The sequence below is a fragment of the Actinophytocola sp. NPDC049390 genome, from assembly GCF_044466355.1.
GTDB lineage: Bacteria > Actinomycetota > Actinomycetes > Mycobacteriales > Pseudonocardiaceae > Actinophytocola.
In genome coordinates, this window is the sequence record NZ_JBITMQ010000002.1 from 700,958 (window position 1) to 719,718 (window position 18,761).

Consider the following 18,761-nt stretch of genomic DNA (forward strand, 5'->3'; position numbering starts at 1 on the left):
GACCTCAGCTGCTGTAGTCGTAGAAGCCGCGGTTGCTCTTCTTGCCCAGCAGACCGGCGTCGACCATGCGCAGGAGCAGCGGCGGCGGCGAGTACAGCGGCTCCTTGAACTCCGCGTACATCGACTCCGCGATCGCCTTCGTGGTGTCCAGGCCGATCAGGTCGGTCAGCGCCAGCGGCCCCATCGGGTGCGCACAGCCCTGGATCATGCCGGTGTCGATGTCCTCCGCGGACGCGAAGCCCGACTCCAGCATCCGGATCGCCGACAGCAGGTACGGCACCAGCAGGGCGTTCACGACGAACCCCGCGCGGTCCTGCGACAGGATGACCTGCTTGCTCAGCTTCCCCTGCGCGAACGCCTGCGCGCGGGCCTTCGTGTCCTCGCCGGTCAGCAGCGACGGGACCAGCTCGACCAGCTTCAGCACCGGCACCGGGTTGAAGAAGTGGATGCCGATCACCTGCTGGGGCCGGGACGTCGCCATGCCCAGCTTCATGATCGGGATGGAGGACGTGTTGGACGCGAACACCGCCGTCGGGTCGGTCACGACCTTGTCGAGGGAGGCGAACACCTCCGTCTTGGCCTGCTCGTTCTCCGCGACCGCCTCGACCACCAGCTGGCGGTCGGCGAAGTCGCCCATGTCCGGGGTGAACCTGATCCGGCCGAGCGCGGCGGCGCGGTCCTCCTCGGACAGCTTCCCGTTGCGCACGGCGCGGGCCAGGGACTTCTCGATCCGGGCCTGCCCCGCCTTCAGCGCGTCCCCGGACACCTCCGTGACCAGGACGTCCAGGCCCGCCCGCGCGCTCACCTCCGCGATGCCCGACCCCATGAGGCCACAACCGACGACGCCAACCCGCTCGATGCCTGACAAAAGACCCTCCGAAGTCACACGTTCCGCCGGTACTGGCCACCGACCTCGAAGAAGGCGTCGGTGACCTGTCCCAGCGTGCACACCCTGGCCGCGGCCATCAACTCACCGAACACGTTACGGTCCTCCGCCACCGCCGCGCGCAGCCGCCGCAGTGCCTCCTCGGCCTCCGCCTTGTGCGCCGCCTGGAACGCCCTGGTCCGCTCCACCTGCGACCGCTTCTCGTCCTCGGTCGCGCGGGCCAGCTCGATCGTCGGCAGCTCCTCGGCGTTGTCCTTGGTCGGCAGGAACGTGTTCACCCCGACCAACGGTAGCGACCCGTCGTGCTTGCGCTGCTCGTAGAGCATGCTCTCGTCCTGGATGCGACCGCGCTGGTAGCCGGTCTCCATCGCGCCGAGCACGCCGCCCCGCTCGGAGAGCCGCTCGAACTCGGTCAGCACGGCCTCTTCGACCAGGTCGGTCAGCTCGTCGACGATGAACGAGCCCTGCAGCGGGTTCTCGTTCTTCGACAGGCCCCACTCCTTGTTGATGATCAGCTGGATGGCCATCGCCCGGCGCACCGACGACTCCGTCGGCGTGGTGACCGCCTCGTCGTAGGCGTTGGTGTGCAGCGAGTTGCAGTTGTCGTACAGCGCGCACAGCGCCTGCAGCGTGGTGCGGATGTCGTTGAAGTGCATCTCCTGCGCGTGCAGCGACCGGCCCGAGGTCTGCACGTGGTACTTGAACTTCTGCGACCGTTCGTTCGCGCCGTAGCGCTCCCGCATGGCCACCGCCCAGATCCGCCGCGCGACCCGGCCGATCACGTTGTACTCGGCGTCGAGGCCGTTGGAGAAGAAGAACGACAGGTTCGGCGCGAAGTCGTCGATGTGCATGCCGCGCGCCAGGTAGGACTCGACGTAGGTGAACCCGTTCGCCAGTGTGAACGCGAGCTGGCTGATCGGGTTCGCCCCCGCCTCCGCGATGTGGTAGCCGGAGATCGACACCGAGTAGAAGTTGCGGACCTTGTTGGCGATGAACCACTCCTGGATGTCCGCCATCATCCGCAGGGAGAACTCGGTGGAGAAGATGCAGGTGTTCTGCCCCTGGTCCTCCTTGAGGATGTCGGCCTGCACGGTGCCGCGCACGTTCGCGAGCGCCCAGGCGGCCAGCTTCTCCCGCTCCTCGTCGCTGGGCTCACGGCCGTGCTCGGCGACGAACTTGTCCACGGTCTGGTCGATCGCCGTGTTCAGGAAGAACGCGAGGATCGTGGGGGCCGGGCCGTTGATCGTCATCGACACGGACGTGGTCGGCGCGGTCAGGTCGAAGCCGTCGTAGAGCGCCTTCATGTCGTCGAGCGTGGCGATCGAGACGCCGGACGTGCCGACCTTGCCGTAGATGTCCGGCGGGGTGTCCGGGTCGTGCCCGTACAGCGTGACCGAGTCGAACGCCGTGGACAGCCGGGTCGCCGACGAGCCCTCGGACAGGTAGCGGAACCGGCGGTTGGTGCGGAACGCGTCGCCCTCGCCCGCGAACATCCGGGCCGGGTCCTCGCCGTCCCGTTTGAACGGGAACACGCCCGCCGTGAACGGGAAGTAGCCGGGCAGGTTCTCCTTGCGCAGGAAGCGCAGCAGCGAACCGTCGTCGTCGAACCGCGGCAGCGCGACCCGGGGCACGCGGGTGCCCGACAGGGTCTCGCGCCACAGCTGTGTGTGCAGCTCCTTGTCGCGGACCGTCACGACCAGTTCCTCGCCCGCGTAGTCCTCGGCCAGCTTGCGGTGCCGGGCCAGGAGGTCCTCGGTGTCGCGGGCGACCCGCCGCCGCGCCTCGGCGACGAGCTTGTCGACGTCGTCGGTGGCGGCACCGGCCCGCTCCAGCGCCGCGCGGGCACGGCCGAGCCCATCGTGTTCGCGGACCGCGGCCACCTGCTCGTCAGTCTCTTTGTGATACCCGCGGACGGACTCCGCGATCTCGGCCAGGTACCGCGCGCGCTGCGGCGGCACGACGGTCGCGGCCCGGGTCGAGACCCTCCCGTCGACCGGCGCGAGCGTCGGCTCGCTGACGGCGAGACCGCCCTCGGCGAGCAGGTCGCGCAGGTGGTGGTGGAGCGCGGTGACGCCGTCGTCGTTGAACGTGGCGGCGCTGGTGCCGTAGACCGGCATGTCCTCCCACGAGACGCCGAACGCCTCGCGGTTGCGCACCATCTGCCGCGCCACGTCACGGCGGGCGTCCTCGGCGCCGCGGCGCTCGAACTTGTTGATCGCGACGACGTCCGCGAAGTCCAGCATGTCGATCTTCTCGAGCTGCGACGCGGCGCCGAACTCCGGCGTCATCACGTACAGCGAGGTGTCGACGAACGGCACGATCGCCGCGTCGCCCTGCCCGATGCCCGGGGTCTCGACGATCACCAGGTCGTTGCCCGCCGCCTTGCACGCGGCGATCGCGTCGGTCAGCGCCGCGGGCACCTCGGTGGCCGCGGCGCGCGTGGCCATGGAGCGGAAGTAGATCTGGGCGCCGTCGTCGCCGCCGATGCCGCCGAGGGAGTTCATGCGGATCCGGTCGCCGAGCAGCGCGCCGCCGCCACGTCGTCGCGTCGGGTCGACGGCGAGGACCGCGATGCGCAGTTTGTCCTGCTGGTCCACGCGGAAGCGCCGGACCAGCTCGTCGGTGAGCGACGACTTGCCGGACCCGCCGGTGCCGGTGATGCCGAGGACCGGCACCGGCCGCTTGGCCGCGGCGTCGCGGATCGCGGCGAGCGTGCCGTCGGACAGCCTGCCCGCCTCGATCGCGGTGATCGTGTGCGCGAGCACGTCGTGCCCGCCCGCGACGATCGCCTCCACGGTGGGCTCCGCCCGGTCGGCCAGGTCGTGGTCGCACGCCTCGACCATGGTGTTGATCATGCGCGCGAGGCCCAGCCGCTGGCCGTCCTCCGGCGAGAAGATGCGCGCCACGCCGCGTTCGTGCAGCAGGGCGATCTCCTCGGGGACGATGACGCCACCGCCGCCGCCGTAGACCTTGATGTGGCCGGCGCCGTGCTCGGCGAGCAGTTCGACGAGGTAGCTGAAGTACTCGACGTGGCCGCCCTGGTAGGCACTGATCGCGATGCCCTGGACGTCCTCCTGGATCGCCGCGCGCACCACTTCGTTGACCGACCGGTTGTGCCCGAGGTGGATCACCTCGGCGCCCTGCGACTGCAGGATCCGGCGCATGATGTTGATCGCCGCGTCGTGCCCGTCGAACAGGCTCGCCGCGGTGACGAAACGGACCGGGTGCTCCGGACGGTACAACGAGGTCTTCGCCATGAAAATAGTTTGTCGTCCTACTTTCGGATGTGCAACCGATGTGGCGCAGGTCTCGCTTGATGTGATATCCCACCTGCGACGATGCCCACTCGAACGACGATGGAGCCCACGTGCCGGTGCCGGAGTCAGTACGCAGAATGCTCGACGACGACCTGGCGTCCCGGTCACTGGGCATCACACTGGTCGAGGCGGGCCCAGGCCACGCGACGGTCCGCATGACCATCACCGACACGATGGTCAACGGCCACGACCTCGCCCACGGCGGTTACGTGTTCCTGCTCGCCGACACCGCGTTCGCGTGCGCCTGCAACAGCCACGGCCCGGTCACGGTCGCCGCGGGCGCCGACATCACGTTCGTCGCGTCCGCCCACCTCGGCGACGAGCTGACCGCCAGGGCGGAGGAACGCGTGGTCTACGGCCGCAGCGGCATCTACGACGTCACGGTCACCAGGGCCGACGAGGTGATCGCCGAGTTCCGGGGCCGCAGTCGCATGTTGCGCTGACGGACTCGGCTAGGCGAGCCAGGACAGCAGGCGGCCCTGCGACCAGGTGCGGCCGACGCCCTCGGCGCGGAGGGTCGCGTGCTCGAACACGGCCAGGCCGATGATGCTGTGGCCGGAGGCGTGGCGGTCGCCGAAGGTGGGTATCGCGGGCGCGACGCCGACCCCTTCCGCCGACACCCACGCCACCGGCCGGTGGGTGGCAGCTTCGTCGAGGCGGCGCAGGAACCGCAGCCGGTGCTCGAGCGAGAGCCGCCGCAGCGCCCAGGTCGTGGTGACGACCGGCAGCACGTCGTCCGGCACCCGGGCGATGGCCTCGGGCAGCAGGTCGACGACGTCACCCCGCAGCAACACCGGTGGGTCCGCCGCCGCCAGGGCCAGCTCGGCGTCGAGCCCGGCGACCTCCTCCGGCGGCAGGCAGGCGCGCACCCAGCGGGCTTGCTCGGGGTCGGTCACGTCGACGGGCTCCGCGTCGATGCCGACGCGGGTGCGCACGTCGGGCATCGCGTGCGCCGGGAGGCGCCTGTCGCCCACGACCCCCGCCGCATGCCGCACCGGAGACGACGGGTCGCCCAGTGACTGCCCGTTGTCATAGGTGATGCCGACGCGATCGACCGTGAGGTTGAGCCCGGCCGAGCAGCCGACGTCGACCAGCCCCACCGCGTCCGCGCCCACCCGGTGCGCCGCCTCGGCGATGGCCGGGTACAGCACCGCACAGCGCCCGGTCTCGCCCTTCCGCGCCTTCCGGTGCGCGGCGAGGGCCACGACCAGTTCAGTCTCATACAGCAACGCGTCGATGGCCGCCGCGGCGGCAGCGTCACCGTCCCTGGCCGCGTAGGCCGCGGCGAGTGCCGGGGCGCGTCCGGCGAGCGCGAGGTCGTGCAGTGCGGCGAGGATCAGCGCGGGCTGCCGCTTGCGCGCCGGTGCCGCTTCGACGGCCCGCAGGGCCTCGGCGGACTCGCTCACGGCGACGGCGACGCGCGCGTACAGCGTCCCCGCGGCCTCGCCCTCGCCGAAGTGCCGGTACACCTGGGCCAGCGTGCGCGCCCTACCCATCCAGAACTCCCGATGCCAGTGCGTGCAAGTCCGCGACGCGACCTCCGCCCCCGGCGCCCCCCATCATGCCCTCGACCGCGGGTCCACTTGGTTCGCCAAGGCAGGAGAATACCGTGCGCAGAGCCCGGTACCACGAATACGGCGGCCTGAAGTGCTGAAAGCCGAGGAGGCGGACGTACCTGTCCCCGGCGAGGGGCAGGTGCTCATCCGTACGACGGCGATCGACGCCAACTCCGTCGACCAGGTTCCGGCGCGGCCCGTCCGTCCACACGCGACTGTCGCTCGACGAAGCCGTTGCCGCGCACCGGATCCTCGAGAACCTCGAACAGCTCGGCCGGATGCTGCTGATCCCCTGGTCTTTGTGGTGTGAAGCGCACGACCCCGCCCGGCGGCGTCCGGCCGACCGTCGCCGACGCGCGCGGGCTCGGCGGTGACCCCGTGCGGCTCGCGGCGGCGGCCGGGTTCGGGCCCGACCTCACCTGAGCGCGAGGAACACCACCCCGCCGACCACCGGCCCGAGGACCGCGCCGACGAGGACCTGCGCGACCGTGTGGTCCTCCACCACCACGCGGGACCAGCACACGAGCGCCAGCGCGGGGACGAGCAGCAGGTACCACGGCCCGTACAGCAGCACGATCGTCGCGACCGCGCCGCCCGCGACCGTGGCGTGCACGGACACCTTCCACCACCGCGTGATCACCAGGCAGGCCAGCAGCGTCGCGACCATCGACCACGCCAGCGCCAGCACGTCCCTCGGCGCGCTGCCGACGAGCATCACCACCAGGCCGACGAGCGTGGACACGAGGATCAGCAGGAACGGCACCAGCCTGCGCTCACGTTCGCGCACCCAGTGCCCCTCCCAGCGCCCGCCCCGGGCCCCGCGGATGACGATGGCCATGGGGATCGCGCAGTAGAACACCGTCACCAGCAGGCCCCAGCCGACCGTCCCGACGGGGTCGTGGTTGGTGCCGTACCACGCGACGGCGAACGACAGCAGCGGCACGACCACGGCCGGCGAGAGCACCTCGGTGACCGCGCGCGCGAGGCGGAGCGGCAGACTGGGAGGGGCGGTGACGTCCACGGAGCACATGGTGGCACCTGAGGAAGGGAACGCGCATGAAGGTTGGGGAGTCGGCACCGGACTTCGAGCTGCCGGACGAGACCGGCACGACCCGCGCGCTGCGCGAGTTCCTGGAGTCGGGCCCGGTGGTGCTGTTCTTCTACCCGGCCGCGATGACGAAGGGCTGCACCGCGGAGAGCTGCCACTTCCGCGACCTCGCGGCCGAGTTCGCCGGGGTCGGCGCGCACCGGATCGGCATCAGCCCGGACGCGGTCGACAGGCAGGCGGAGTTCAGCGAGAAGCACGGCTTCGACTACCCGCTGCTGTCCGATGTGGACGGCGAGGTGGCGAAGCGGTTCGGCGTGCGGCGCAGCTTCGGCCCACTGCTCACCCGACGGCAGACGTTCGTGATCGACACCGACCGCACGGTCGTCGACGTGATCAAGAGCGAGCTGCGGATGGCCGTCCACGCGGACCGCGCGCTCGAGGTGCTGCGCGCCCGGGCCGCCTGAGACGGGCGGAGTCCCCGGGACCACGCGGTCCCGGGGACTCGTGCACGTCAGTTCTCGATCACGTCCGCCGGGATTTCGGTGTCCTCCCGCAGCGCCGTCCACAGCTGTTCCGACCGAGCGTCGTCCATGTCGTGCGCGTTGCCGCTGGTCACCGGGACGGTCGTCGTCACGGTGCCGCCGTCGGAGATGCCGTCCATCGCGAAACCGAGGCTCGCGAGGTGCCACAGGTGGTCGCCCTCGTCGACGGTCAGCGCGTCGGTGGCCTCGCCGATCATCGGGAACAGCGAGAACGGGTTCAGCAGCGTGCCGGGGCTCGCCATCTCGCCGGCCAGCGCACCGATGAACTTGCGCTGGTTCACCACGCGGTCGAGGTCCGAGCGCGGGGTGGCGTCCGACTTGCGCATGCGCACGAACGCCAGCGCCTGCACGCCGTCCAGCGTCTGCTTGCCCGCCGGGATGACGGCACCGGTCTGCCGGTCCACCATCTTCTCCGGGATGTCCATCTCGACGCCGCCGACCGCGTCCACGATGCCCGCGAACCCGAGGAAGCTGATCTCCGCATAGTGCTCGATGCGCAGACCGGTGTTGGCCTCGACGGTCTTCACCAGCAGCGGCGCCTCGCCGAGCGAGTACACGGCGTTGATCTGCTTGCGGCCGTGCCCGGGGACCTCCACACGCAGGTCCCGGGGCAGCGACACCAGCGTCGGCTTCGTGTCGTTGTCCGGGATGTGCGCGATCATGATCGTGTCGGTGAGCTTGCTGGTCGGGTCACCGGTGTTGTACTTGGCCTGCTCCTCGGGGGTCAGGCCCTCGCGGCTGTCCGACCCGACGATCAGCCAGTTGGTGCCCGCGGCCTCGGCCGGGCGGCCCGGGTAGTCCTCGATGGCCGCGACGCGGTTCAGCGACGTGTCCATCCAGAAGAAGCCACCGGCGATCAGCAGGAGCAGGATCAGGAACGTGATCCCGATCCGGCGACCCCACCGCGGCCTTCGGCGCGGCCTGCGCGGGGGTGGCGGCGGGTAACCCTCGTCTCTGCCGGGTGGTGGCTGGTTGTAGTCGTCGCGTCTCGGTGGCGGTCCGTAGTCGCGCCGTTGCTCCTGTCCGGGCAGCGGCAGCATCTGTGTCTGGTGGTATGGCGGCTTGCGGGCCCCACCCTGCGGACGGCCGTAGCCGGGGCCCTGCCGTGGCGGCGGACCGGGCCGACGTGGCGGCGGCTGATAACTCATCTCCCCACCCTTCCGTTACGAGACGAGACGTGGGGACCCGCACCGAGGTTGCGCGTCACGGGGCTACACCGTACGAGACGGTGATCAAATCGGTACACGCAGTCCCGCCGGGGCGGGTTTCGCCAGCGCTTCCGCGATGTCGCGATCGACGTCGACCACTCCCAGCACACCGAGTGTGAACCGCCTGACCAGGCGCGTCCACTCCGCGTAACGGCGCAGCAACGCGTGCGCCTCGCCGCGCACGTCGAACCGGGCCACGGCGTCGGTGACCTCCTTGGCGCGTTCGGCGTAGGTGTACGACAGCGCCGGGTCGGTCATCGTGTCGCGGTCACCGTGCGCGATGAGGACCGTCCGCCCGGCCAGCTGCGCCACCGGCTCACCGTCCGGTGTCCACGGCGCGAGCGCGCACACCCCGGTCACGGCGTCCTCGTCGGCGACCCGCAGCGCGACCCGGCCACCCATGGAGTGCCCGACGAGCGCGACCGGCACGTCCGGGTGCGCCCGGCGCAGCTCCCCGAGCGCCCAGCGCGCGTCGGTGACCGGGTCGAGGGCGGGGGCGTTCCAGCCGCGGTAGCGGTTGCACAGCTGCCACACCGCGACACCCGGCGCCCGTGCGAGGTCCCGCGCGAACGGCACCATCCGGACGTACGCGGGCTGCCACGGCGACGCGGGAGCCTCGCTGTTCTCCTGACCGCCGTGGAGCACGAGCACGGCGGCACGCACGCCACCGCCGCTCGCACCCCGCTTCCGCAGCCGAGGTGCCACCGTCACCGACCACTCTCCCTGTTCCCTGTGCCGTTCACGAACGCCTCGATCCCGTCCAGCACGCGTTCGAGCCCGAACTCGAACTCGTCCTCCCAGCTCAGCTCGTCGTCGCGCCACACGGCGGCCAGCGCCGGGAAGCGGTCGGCGTCCAGGTGCTCGTCGAGCATGGGCGCGAAGTCGCGCCAGAACTGCTCGTCGGACACGCCCGAGCGCTGTTCGGCCCGCGTGGTGTCGGCGAGCTGCCGCGCCCGGCCCTGCACGTAGCCGACCACGAGCCCGACCACGGCCATCATCTGCCCGTTCGTCAGGCCGATGCCGGCGATCATCCGCAGCAGCGCGTCCAGGGCGGCGGTCTGGTTGGGGCCCATCAGCCCACGGGAGATCGACGCGTCCAGCAGCCACGGGTGGCGCCGGTAGCCCGCGAGGCTCTGACGGGCGAAGGCAGCGAGGCTCGCACGCCAGCCCGCCGGGTCCGGCTCGGGTGGGCCGCCCTCGCCCATCACCGTGTCGAGCATCAGCTCGACCAGCTCCGCCTTGCCGGGCAGGTAGCGGTAGAGCGACATGGTGCCGACGCCGAGCGCGTCGGCGACGCGGCGCATCGACAGCGCGTCGAGCCCTTCGGCGTCGGCGATCTCGATGGCCGTGGCCACGATCGCGGGCACCGTCATACCCGGTTTTCGGCCCCGGGTGGGTGCCGGTTTGGTCCCCCACAGCAACGCCATCGTCTCGGCCGACGCTGCGCTGCCGCCGAAACTCGCGGCCTTGTCGTCCTCGGTCATCGTGCCCGCCATCGTAGGTGGTACCGTTTATGCGTACGGTGTACCCACTTTTGACGGGGGTGTCATGAGGGTGTTGGTGACCGGCGCGACCGGTCATGTGGGGCGGCACGTGGTCACGCAGCTCGCGGCGGCGGGCCACGAGGTGCGGGCGATGACGAGGAACCCGGCAGGTGCCGCGTTCCCGCCGGGCGTCGAGGTGGTGCGCGGCGACCTGCTCGAACCGGAGTCGGTGCCGGTCGACGGGGTGGACCGGATGTACCTGTTCCCCGAGCCGAGGACCGCGACCGAGGTCGTGGCACGGGCGAAGGCGGCCGGGGTGACACGGATCGTGACGCTGTCGTCGGGCGCGGTGACTGGTGGCTTCGACACGGACTTCCAGCTGCCGGTCGAACAGGCCGTGGAGGCGTCGGGCCTGGAGTACACGCACGTCCGGCCGGGCGACTTCGCGTCGAACACCGAGCGGCTGTGGGGTCCGATGATCCGCGCCGACCGGGTCGTGCGGTACGCGCGACCGGACGCGCCCACCCTCGCGATCCACGACGGCGACATCGCGGCGGTGGCCGTGGCCGCGCTGACCGAGGACGGGCACAGCGGCCGCTGGTACGACCTGACCGGGCCCGAGCTGCTGACGCTGCGCGACCAGGTGGCGGCGATCGGCGCCGCGCTCGGCGAGGAGGTGGCGTTCGAGGAGGTCAGCGCGGAGGAGGCGCGGGAGATCCTCGAGCGGCAGGGTGGCTGGGCGGCGGAGAACGCCGGGTTCCTGCTGGGGTTCGAGGACTACTCGGCGGGCGGGCCGTCGTTCGACGACGTGGACTGGTCGGAGCTGCTCGTCCCGCTGCCGACGGTGTCGGAGGTGCTCGGACGCCCCGCACGCACCTACGCGGAATGGGCACGCGACAACGTGGCGGCCTTCCGCGCCTAGGCTTGTCGAACATGACGGTCGCGGGATTGCTACTGGCGGCGGGTGCCGGGCGGCGGTTCGGGATGCCGAAGGCGTTGGTCCACCACGAGGGCCGGTTGTTCGTCGAACACGCGGCCGACGCCTTGCACGCGGGCGGGTGCGCGCCCGTGGTGGTGGTGCTCGGCGCGTTGGCCGCGGACGTCCGGAGCACCGCCGCGTTGTCCGGATCGACCCTTGTGGACAACCCGGACTGGGAGTCCGGGATGGGGTCGTCGTTGCGGACCGGGCTCGCGACGTTGCCCTCGGCGGGCTGCGAGGCGGTCGTGGTGCTGCCGGTGGACACCCCGGGCGTGACGGCGGCCGCGGTGCGGCGGTTCGTCGCGCTGGCGTCGCCGTCCGCCCTCGCCCGCGCGACGTACGACGGCGTGCCCGGTCACCCGGTGCTGATCGGGCGGGACCGGTGGGCGGCGGTCGGTGAGCTGGCGGCCGGTGACGCGGGCGCGCGGCCCTACCTGGCCCGGCACGAGGTGACCGCGGTGCCGTGCGAGGACGTGGCGAGCGGCGCGGACGTGGACCGCCCGGAGGACCTGATCACCTGACGGCGCCGAACAGCGCCCGCACCACGTCCTCGTCGCCGTCCACCTCGACGAGCCCACGGACGTCGTCCAGGGCGAGCGCACCCGCCGCGAGCCCGAGCACGACGGCCGGATCGGCACGCACGACGGCGTCGAGATCACGACCGTCGTGCGGGCTCACGGCCACGCCCGAACGTGTGCTGCGCACCTGGAGCAGACCGTCGTCGACCGCGATCCCCACCGTCGACGACCGGCGGCCCTTACCGGTGAGCAGGGCGGACAGCGCCACGACGAGCCATTCGCCGCGGAAGTGGTCACCGTCCGGGCCGCGGGCCATCAGGGGCGTCGACCAGCGGATGAGGCCGTCGATCGGCCCCCGCAGCTCGGCACCCCACGGCGTGAGGGCGTACACGACCGCGTTGCCCCGCTCCGCGAGGCGCCGCTCGACCACGCCCGCGGCCTCGAGGTCGCGCAGCCGGTCGGCGAGCAGGTTGGTGGCCATACCGGGCAGTCCGTCGAGCAGCTCCCGGTAGCGGGCGGGCCCCAGCAGGAGCTGGCGCACGACAAGCAGGTTCCACCGGTCGCCCACGACGTCGAGCGCCCTGGCGAGACCGCAGTACTGGCCGTAGTTCCGACTCATCCCGCCTACTTGATAATCTAAAGTGCGATTGAGTTAATCTACCACGAGGAGGTGATCGGCATTCCCGGCACCATGACCGAGGCAAGGGCCGCGTTGCGGGACGTCGCCGGAGAGCTCGTCGCGCTCCTCGGGCACGCTCCCGACGCGGACGCCCCGTCGGTCGGCACCTGGACGGTGGGCGACGTCGCGGCGCACCTGTCCCACGTGTTCCGCTTCGACACCGACGCCGTCGCCGGGAAAGCGGTCCCGGAGGCCACGGTCACGGCCGCGGGCATGGCCGAGGTCAACGCGAGGATGCTCGCCGGTGACGACGTCCGGGACCCGGTCGTCCTCGCGGACCGGATCGCCGCGCTCGCGAACGAGTTCGACGACGTCGCCTCGGGCACACGACCGGCGACGGTCGACTGGCTGCAGGGCACGCCCGTGCCGCCGTCTGTCGTGGCGTGTCACCTGCTCGAGGAATGCCTGATCCACGGCCACGACATCGCCAAGGCCACCGGGCAGCGGTGGCCGATCCCGCGTCACCACGCCCTGCTAGCGATCGAGGGCGGGGTGCTTCCGCTGATCGCCGCGCTGCCGCCCACCGCGTTCGTCGACCAGGAGAAGGCCCGGTCCTTCCGCGCGCGCGTCGAGTTCCGCCTGCGCGGCGGCGGGCGCACGGTGCTCGCCTTCGACGGCGGTTCGCTGACGCTCGAAACCCCGGGCACGCACGACGTCGACGCCCACCTGTCCGCCGACCCCGCGGCCCTCATGCTGGTGTTCATCGGCAGGCAGGCACTGTGGTCACCGGTGCTCGGCGGAAAGCTCACCGCGTGGGGCGCTCAGCCGTGGAAGCTCGCCCGCATGCTCACCGTCCTCAGCCCACCGTAACCAGGACGTGGACGACCCGCCCGGCGCGCACGGACATCGTCGGTGGTGGCGGGTAGCGTGGTTCGAGGGAGCCGGAGGCCACATGACCGTCGACGAATGGCTGGACGCACGTCCCGACGCGGCGCCGCTCGCGGACCTGGTGCGGCGCACCGCCGAACTCGACGAGGCCGTCAAGTGGAACCGCCTCACCTTCACCGCGAACGGCGACTGGCACCACTGGGTGTGTGCGGTCGCCGCCACGGGCACGGCCGTGTACCTGGTGTTCCACAAGGGCTCGTTGCTCGCGGACCCCGCCGGGCTGCTCACCGGCGACGGCAAGTACACCCGTCAGGTGCCCGCCGCCCAGGCGCTCGCCGCGCCCGGCGACGTGGCCGGTCTGGTGCGGGACGCGCTCGCACACCAGACCGACCCGTAGCTCACGCCGCCGTGGGCTGGTTCGCGAACTGCGTGCGGTACAGCTCGGCGTACCGGCCGCCCGCCGCCAGCAACGTGTCGTGGTCGCCGCGTTCGACGACGCGGCCGGCCTCCACCACCAGGATCTGATCGGCCGCGCGGATCGTCGACAGGCGGTGCGCGATCACGATGGCGGTGCGCTCGGCGAGCGCGTCGGCCAGCGCCTCCTGCACCGCCACCTCCGACTCCGAGTCCAGGTGCGCCGTCGCCTCGTCCAGGATCACGACCCTCGGCGACGCGAGCAGCAGGCGCGCGATCGTCAGCCGCTGCCGTTCACCGCCGGACAACCGGTAGCCGCGCTCCCCCACCACGGTGTCGAGGCCGTCGGGGAGGCTGCGCACCAGCTCGTCCAGACGAGCCCGGCGCAGCGCCTCCCACAGGTCGTCCTCGGACGCGGAGGGCCTCGGGTACAACAGGTTCGCGCGGATCGTGTCGTGGAACAGGTGACCGTCCTGCGTGACCACGCCGACCGCGTCGCGCAACGCGTCGAACGACAGTTCGCGGACGTCCACATCGGACAACCGGACGGTGCCGGACGACACGTCGTACAGCCGCGGCACCAGCGAGGCGATCGTCGACTTGCCCGCACCCGACGACCCGACCAGCGCGACCATCTCCCCCGCCTCGGCGCGGAACGACACCCCGTGCAGCACCTCCTCGCCGCCGCGCTTGTCGAGCACCGCCACCTCTTCCAGCGACGCCAGCGACACCTGCTCGGGCGACGGGTAGGCGAAGTGGACGTCGTCGAACTCCACCGCCACGCCACCGTCGGGCACGGTGGCCGGCGACGGCTTCTCCGCGATCATCGGTTTCAGGTCCAGCACCTCGAAGACCCGCTCGAACGACACCAGCGCGGTCATCACGTCCACGCGCACGTTCGCGAGCGCGGTCAGCGGCGTGTACAGCCTGGTCAGCAGCAGCGCGAGCGCCACGACCGTGCCCGGCGCCAGCGCACCGGTGATCGCCAGGTAGCCGCCCAGGCCGTACACCAGGGCCTGCGCGAGCGCCGACACCAGCGTCAGGCTCGTCATGAACCAGCGGGTCAGCATCGCCGAGCGCACCCCGATGTCCCGCACCCGCGCCGCGCGGCCCGAGAACTCCTCCAGTTCGGCCCTCGGGTGCCCGAACAGCTTCACGAGCGTGGCGCCGGGCGCGGAGAACCGCTCGGTCATCTGCGTGGTCATCGACGCGTTCAGCCCGGCCGACTCGCGCTGCAGGTCGGCCATCCGCCGCCCCATCCGCCGCGCGGGCAGCACGAAGATCGGCAGCAGCACCAGCGCCAGCAGGGTCACCTGCCACGACAGCGTCAGCATCACACCGACCGACAGCACGAGCTGGATCACGTTGGTCACCAGCCCGGCGAGCGTCGACGTGAACGCCCGCTGCGCCCCCATCACGTCGTTGTTGAGCCGCGACACCAGCGCACCCGTCCGCGTCCTGGTGAAGAACGCGACCGGCATCCGCTGCACGTGCCCGAACACGGCCCGCCGCAGGTCGTAGATCAGCCCCTCACCGATGCGGGAGGACTGCCAGCGCTCGGCCAGCCCCAGCGCGGCGTCCGCGATCGCCACCCCCGCGATCGCCACCGCGAGCCACACCACCGTCGACACGGCGCCGCCGCCGACGATGGCGTTCACGACCTCGCCCGCGAGCAGCGGCGTGCTCACCGCGAGCACCGCCGAGATCATCGTCAGTGCCAGGAACACGACCAGCTTGCCCCGGTGCGGCCCCGCGAACGAGTAGACGCGGCGGATCGTGCCCTTCTTCAGCCCCTTCGGCGCGTCCTGCGCGTGCATGGCGCCACGCATCAGCATCCAGCTGTTCTCCACGTGCACCCCTCCTCTGCCCGATCTCGGCAACGCCGGTGGTGGTCGGCGCCTTCCCGGTTACCCGGAGAGCGAACACGTCGGTGCCGCTCGGTAGCCTGCCCGCGTGGAGCGGACCGGTCGACGAGCGTTGCGTCTGGACCTGCTCTTCTACGGTGTCAGCCTGCTCTTCGCCGCCGGCAACGCGATGTTCTCCGAGTTCTACGGCTATCGCGTGTGGGGCAACTTCGCGACCGCAGGCTATCTGCTGGCACTGACAGTTTCGGTCGTGCAGCTCGTGACCAGCACGAAGGTCAGGTGGCTCGCGTCCCGCTGGACACCGGTGGTGGTCGCGGGACTGCTCGCCGGGGTCGTGCCGTTGTTCGTGCTGGTCTTCCGCCGCGACCCCGCGTTCGTGTGGGGGAACTGGCCCTGGTCGTTCCCGGCGCAGCCCGAGGTGTGGGTCGTCGAGCGGTCCGCGAGCCTGCTGCTGGCGAACGGCACGCCGTACCCGGACCTCGGGCTCCTGGGCAGGGCCGCCCATCCCGACGACTACACGCCCTACGGCCCCGCCATGACCGTGTTCGGCCTGCCGCGCGCGTTGTTCGGCGACGGCCCGCTGACCGACTCGCGGATCGCGTTCGCGGTCGTCACCGTGCTCGTCATCGTGCTCGCGCTGAAGGTGACGGGCCGGCCACGGGTACCGGTCCTCGCGGCGCAGCTCGCCGCGGTCAGCCCGCTCACGCTGCTGACGATGGTGGTGGCGGGCGACGACATCCCGGTGATCGCCCTGATCGTGCTCGGTGCGGCACTGGCTTTTCGGGCGAGCCCGATATGGGCAGGCGTCACCCTGGCCGTGGTCATCACCATGAAGCTCACGGCCTTGCCCGCGCTCGCCGTCATCGCCGTCGCGATCGTCGCGACGCGCGGGACACGAGCGTTGTTGATCTTCTTTGGTACAGTGTTGATCACGAGCGCGGTGCTGGTGATCCCGGTGCTGTCGGTCGACCCCCAGTCGTTCGTCGAGCACGTGGTCCTCTACCCGGCCGGGCTCGGCGAGGCCGGCTCACCCGCCGCGAGTCCGCTGCCGGGACACCTGATCGCGCAGCTCGGTTCGGTCGGGCACGCGGTGTCACTCGCCCTGCTCACGCTGGCAGCCTGTGCCATCGCGGGGTGGCTGGTGATCCGCCCGCCACGCGACCCCGCGGACGTGATGCTGCGTACCGCGGTGGGTCTCGGGACGGCGATCATCCTCGCACCGGCCACGCGCTGGGGTTATCTCGTGTACCCGCTGGCGATGTGCGGTGCGATGCTCGGCTTCGCCGCCGCGCGGAAGGAGAAGACCAGGACGCCTGCGGGTCCGACCGGCGACCACGCCAGGCCCCCAGGAGGAGACCCCGACTCTGACGACGACCCGGTCGCGAGCCCCGACACCCGCGGCATCCAAGCGTGACCCGGTTACTTCTTCTTCGTTCGCGTTGCGCCACCCCGGCCGCGCAACGTCACCCCGGATTCCGACAGGACGCGGTGCACGAAACCGTACGACCGCCCCGTCGACTCGGCCAGGGCACGAATGCTGGCGCCCTTCTCGTACTTCTTCTTGAGATCGGCCGCCAGTTTGTCGCGCGTACTGCCGGTGATCCGCGCGCCCTTCTTCAGATCAGCCACGTCGTCCGCCTTCCGTAGCGTGTCACGGAGGTTTAGTGGAACACCTGCCGTGGCCAATGATCGAACACGAGCGCGCGGAATGCCAGGCGAGATCGAAAATACCTATGAAATCAGTCACGCCTCACCGGGATGGCGCAATGGTCAGGCCAGCTGGACCAGTTCCAGATAGTCCGCTGACCAGTGATCTTCCGTGCCGTCGGGCAGGAGGATCACTCGTTCGGGCTCCAACGCCTCGACCGCGCCGGGGTCGTGTGTGACGAGCACAACGGCGCCCGTATATCCCCGCAGGGCTTCCAGAACGCGCTCGCGGGACGCCGGGTCGAGGTTGTTCGTCGGCTCGTCGAGCAGCAGCACGTTCGCGGCACTGGACACCAGGCCCGCCAACGCGAGCCGGGTCTTCTCACCACCGGACAGTGTGCCCGCGGACTGCTCGAGCTGCTCGCCGGTGAACAGGAACGTGCCGAGCAGCGATCGCAGCTGCTGCTCCGGGGTGTCCGGCGCGGCGTGGCGGACGTTTTCCCACACCGACGCGCTGTGGTCGAGCGTCTCGTGCTCCTGGGCGTAGTAGCCGATCCGCAGGCCGTGGCCGGGGACGACCTCGCCCGCGTCGGCCTCCTCCATGCCGCCGAGCAGCCGCAGCAGCGTCGTCTTGCCGGCGCCGTTGAGGCCGAGCACGACCACGCGTGAGCCGCGGTCGATCGCCAGGTCGACGCCCGAGAAGATCTCCAGCGAGCCGTAGGACTTCGACAGGCCTTCGGCCTGGAGCGGCGTCTTGCCGCACGGCGCGGGCTCCGGGAACCGGATGCGCGCGACCTTGTCGGCCTGCCGGACCTCGTCGAGACCGGACAGCAGGCGTTCGGCCCGTTTCATCATGTTCTGCGCCGCGACGGCCTTGGTGGCCTTCGCGCGCATCTTGTCGGCCTGCGCCTGCAGCGCCCCCGCCTTCTTCTCGGCGTTGGCGCGCTCGCGGCGGCGGCGCTTCTCGTCCGCCGCGCGGGCGTCGAGGTAGCGCTGCCAGGTCATGTTGTAGACGTCGACCTCACCGCGCATGGCGTCGAGGAACCACACCTTGTTGACCACGTCGGCTAGCAGCTCGACGTCGTGGCTGATCACGACGAGCCCGCCGTTGTGGGCTTTGAGGAAGCCGCGCAGCCAGTTGATCGAGTCGGCGTCGAGGTGGTTGGTCGGCTCGTCGAGCAGCAGCGTGGTGCCCGAGCCCCCGCTGCCCGCGCCCGCCTCGGCCGCGGCGAACAGGATGCGGGCCAGCTCCACGCGGCGGCGCTGACCGCCCGAGAGCGTGCCGACCTGCTGGGCCAGCACGCGGTCGGGCAGGCCGAGGTTCGCGCAGATCCGCGCGGCCTCGCTCTCCGCCGCGTAGCCGCCGAGCGCGGCGAACCGCTCCTCGAGACGGCCGTAGCGGCGCACGGCCTTGTCGCGGACGGAGTCGTCGGCGTGCTCGGACATCGCCGACTGCGCCTTCTCCATCTCACGCAGCAGCTCGTCGAGACCACGCGCGGACAGCACGCGGTCCTTGGCGGTGATGGACAGGTTGCCCTCCCGCGGGTCCTGCGGGAGGTAGCCGATCTCCCCGGACCGGCGCAGGTCGCCCGCGTAGGGCTCGCCTTCGCCCGCGAGGACGCGCAGGGAGGTGGTCTTGCCCGCACCGTTGCGGCCGACGAGGCCGATGCGGTCGCCGGGCTGGACGCGCAGCGTGGCGTCGGAGAGCAGGATGCGGGTGCCGGCACGCAGTTCGAGGTCGGTTGCGGTGATCATGATTCGGAAGCTCCGGGAGGTTGGTCATGGGCAGG

Annotated in this window: 18 protein-coding genes; 7 read left to right on the forward strand and 11 right to left on the reverse strand. The window is 71.2% G+C overall.

The annotated features are described in order from the left end of the window. Positions 1–4: 4 nt before the first annotated feature. Together ACIBVP_RS09435 and icmF are read right to left on the reverse strand one after the other, a co-directional pair. Complete coding sequence (locus tag ACIBVP_RS09435; protein WP_396105568.1) at positions 5–868, reverse strand: 3-hydroxybutyryl-CoA dehydrogenase; 864 nt, start codon at positions 866–868, stop codon at positions 5–7. Positions 869–882: 14 nt separating this feature from the next. Then, positions 883–4,143 (reverse strand): fused isobutyryl-CoA mutase/GTPase IcmF, encoded by a 3,261-nt coding sequence (gene icmF / locus ACIBVP_RS09440; protein ID WP_396105569.1) that lies wholly within the window; start codon positions 4,141–4,143, stop codon positions 883–885. 137 nt (positions 4,144–4,280) lie between these two features. On the opposite strand from icmF, the gene paaI reads away from it, so the two are divergent. Continuing rightward, complete coding sequence (gene paaI / locus ACIBVP_RS09445; protein ID WP_396105853.1) at positions 4,281–4,646, forward strand: hydroxyphenylacetyl-CoA thioesterase PaaI; 366 nt, start codon at positions 4,281–4,283, stop codon at positions 4,644–4,646. 9 nt (positions 4,647–4,655) lie between these two features. Here the strand turns inward: paaI and ACIBVP_RS09450 are convergent, their stop codons facing one another. Next, a complete protein-coding gene (locus tag ACIBVP_RS09450) occupies positions 4,656–5,699 on the reverse strand; it encodes a DUF2332 domain-containing protein (RefSeq protein ID WP_396105570.1) in 1,044 nt (347 codons plus the stop codon). Between the two features lie 475 nt (positions 5,700–6,174). Beyond that, positions 6,175–6,780, reverse strand: coding sequence for a hypothetical protein (locus ACIBVP_RS09455; protein WP_396105571.1), 606 nt, complete (start codon positions 6,778–6,780; stop codon positions 6,175–6,177). A 35-nt stretch (positions 6,781–6,815) separates the two neighbouring features. Here ACIBVP_RS09455 and ACIBVP_RS09460 point away from each other — a divergent pair, with 35 nt between their 5' ends. After that, positions 6,816–7,271, forward strand: a complete 456-nt coding sequence (locus ACIBVP_RS09460; RefSeq protein WP_396105572.1) for a peroxiredoxin — start codon at positions 6,816–6,818, stop codon at positions 7,269–7,271. Between the two features lie 47 nt (positions 7,272–7,318). On the opposite strand, the gene ACIBVP_RS09465 is transcribed toward ACIBVP_RS09460, so the two are convergent. From ACIBVP_RS09465 to ACIBVP_RS09475, 3 genes are all read right to left on the reverse strand, one after another. Further along, positions 7,319–8,497: an LCP family protein gene (locus tag ACIBVP_RS09465; RefSeq protein WP_396105573.1), complete on the reverse strand. Its 1,179-nt coding sequence runs from the start codon at positions 8,495–8,497 to the stop codon at positions 7,319–7,321. Positions 8,498–8,581: 84 nt separating this feature from the next. Then, positions 8,582–9,268, reverse strand: coding sequence for an alpha/beta hydrolase (locus tag ACIBVP_RS09470; protein ID WP_396105574.1), 687 nt, complete (start codon positions 9,266–9,268; stop codon positions 8,582–8,584). Next, positions 9,265–10,041 carry a TetR/AcrR family transcriptional regulator gene (locus tag ACIBVP_RS09475; protein WP_396105575.1) on the reverse strand — a complete coding sequence of 259 codons (777 nt, stop codon included), beginning with the start codon at positions 10,039–10,041 and terminating at the stop codon, positions 9,265–9,267. Before ACIBVP_RS09475 ends, ACIBVP_RS09470 begins: the two co-directional genes overlap by 4 nt. Before the next feature lie 64 nt (positions 10,042–10,105). Here ACIBVP_RS09475 and ACIBVP_RS09480 point away from each other — a divergent pair, with 64 nt between their 5' ends. After that, the gene (locus ACIBVP_RS09480) at positions 10,106–10,963 is read left to right on the forward strand and encodes an SDR family oxidoreductase (protein WP_396105576.1); all 858 of its coding nucleotides are present in this window, start codon (positions 10,106–10,108) and stop codon (positions 10,961–10,963) included. Between the two features lie 11 nt (positions 10,964–10,974). Next, on the forward strand, positions 10,975–11,541 hold the full coding sequence (locus ACIBVP_RS09485) for an NTP transferase domain-containing protein (protein ID WP_396105577.1): 567 nt from the start codon (positions 10,975–10,977) through the stop codon (positions 11,539–11,541). Here the strand turns inward: ACIBVP_RS09485 and ACIBVP_RS09490 are convergent. Continuing rightward, positions 11,534–12,157 (reverse strand): winged helix-turn-helix transcriptional regulator, encoded by a 624-nt coding sequence (locus tag ACIBVP_RS09490; protein WP_396105578.1) that lies wholly within the window; start codon positions 12,155–12,157, stop codon positions 11,534–11,536. The genes ACIBVP_RS09485 and ACIBVP_RS09490 overlap by 8 nt on opposite strands. Before the next feature lie 72 nt (positions 12,158–12,229). On the opposite strand from ACIBVP_RS09490, the gene ACIBVP_RS09495 reads away from it, so the two are divergent. Together ACIBVP_RS09495 and ACIBVP_RS09500 are read left to right on the forward strand one after the other, a co-directional pair. Next, positions 12,230–13,027, forward strand: coding sequence for a maleylpyruvate isomerase N-terminal domain-containing protein (locus ACIBVP_RS09495; protein WP_396105579.1), 798 nt, complete (start codon positions 12,230–12,232; stop codon positions 13,025–13,027). 82 nt (positions 13,028–13,109) lie between these two features. Next, positions 13,110–13,442 carry a DUF1801 domain-containing protein gene (locus tag ACIBVP_RS09500; protein WP_396105580.1) on the forward strand — a complete coding sequence of 111 codons (333 nt, stop codon included), beginning with the start codon at positions 13,110–13,112 and terminating at the stop codon, positions 13,440–13,442. Position 13,443: 1 nt separating this feature from the next. On the opposite strand, the gene ACIBVP_RS09505 is transcribed toward ACIBVP_RS09500, so the two are convergent. Then, on the reverse strand, positions 13,444–15,309 hold the full coding sequence (locus tag ACIBVP_RS09505; protein ID WP_396105581.1) for an ABC transporter ATP-binding protein: 1,866 nt from the start codon (positions 15,307–15,309) through the stop codon (positions 13,444–13,446). Positions 15,310–15,412: 103 nt separating this feature from the next. Between ACIBVP_RS09505 and ACIBVP_RS09510 the strand changes: the two genes are divergently transcribed. Next, entirely contained in the window at positions 15,413–16,738 is a 1,326-nt protein-coding gene (locus ACIBVP_RS09510) for a glycosyltransferase family 87 protein (RefSeq protein ID WP_396105582.1), read from the forward strand. Between the two features lie 5 nt (positions 16,739–16,743). Here ACIBVP_RS09510 and ACIBVP_RS09515 read toward each other — a convergent pair whose 3' ends face one another. Both ACIBVP_RS09515 and ACIBVP_RS09520 read right to left on the reverse strand, forming a co-directional pair. Next, on the reverse strand, positions 16,744–16,953 hold the full coding sequence (locus ACIBVP_RS09515; protein WP_133909271.1) for a helix-turn-helix domain-containing protein: 210 nt from the start codon (positions 16,951–16,953) through the stop codon (positions 16,744–16,746). Positions 16,954–17,094: 141 nt separating this feature from the next. Beyond that, positions 17,095–18,726: an ABC-F family ATP-binding cassette domain-containing protein gene (locus ACIBVP_RS09520; protein ID WP_396105583.1), complete on the reverse strand. Its 1,632-nt coding sequence runs from the start codon at positions 18,724–18,726 to the stop codon at positions 17,095–17,097. Between the last annotated feature and the right edge of the window lie 35 nt (positions 18,727–18,761).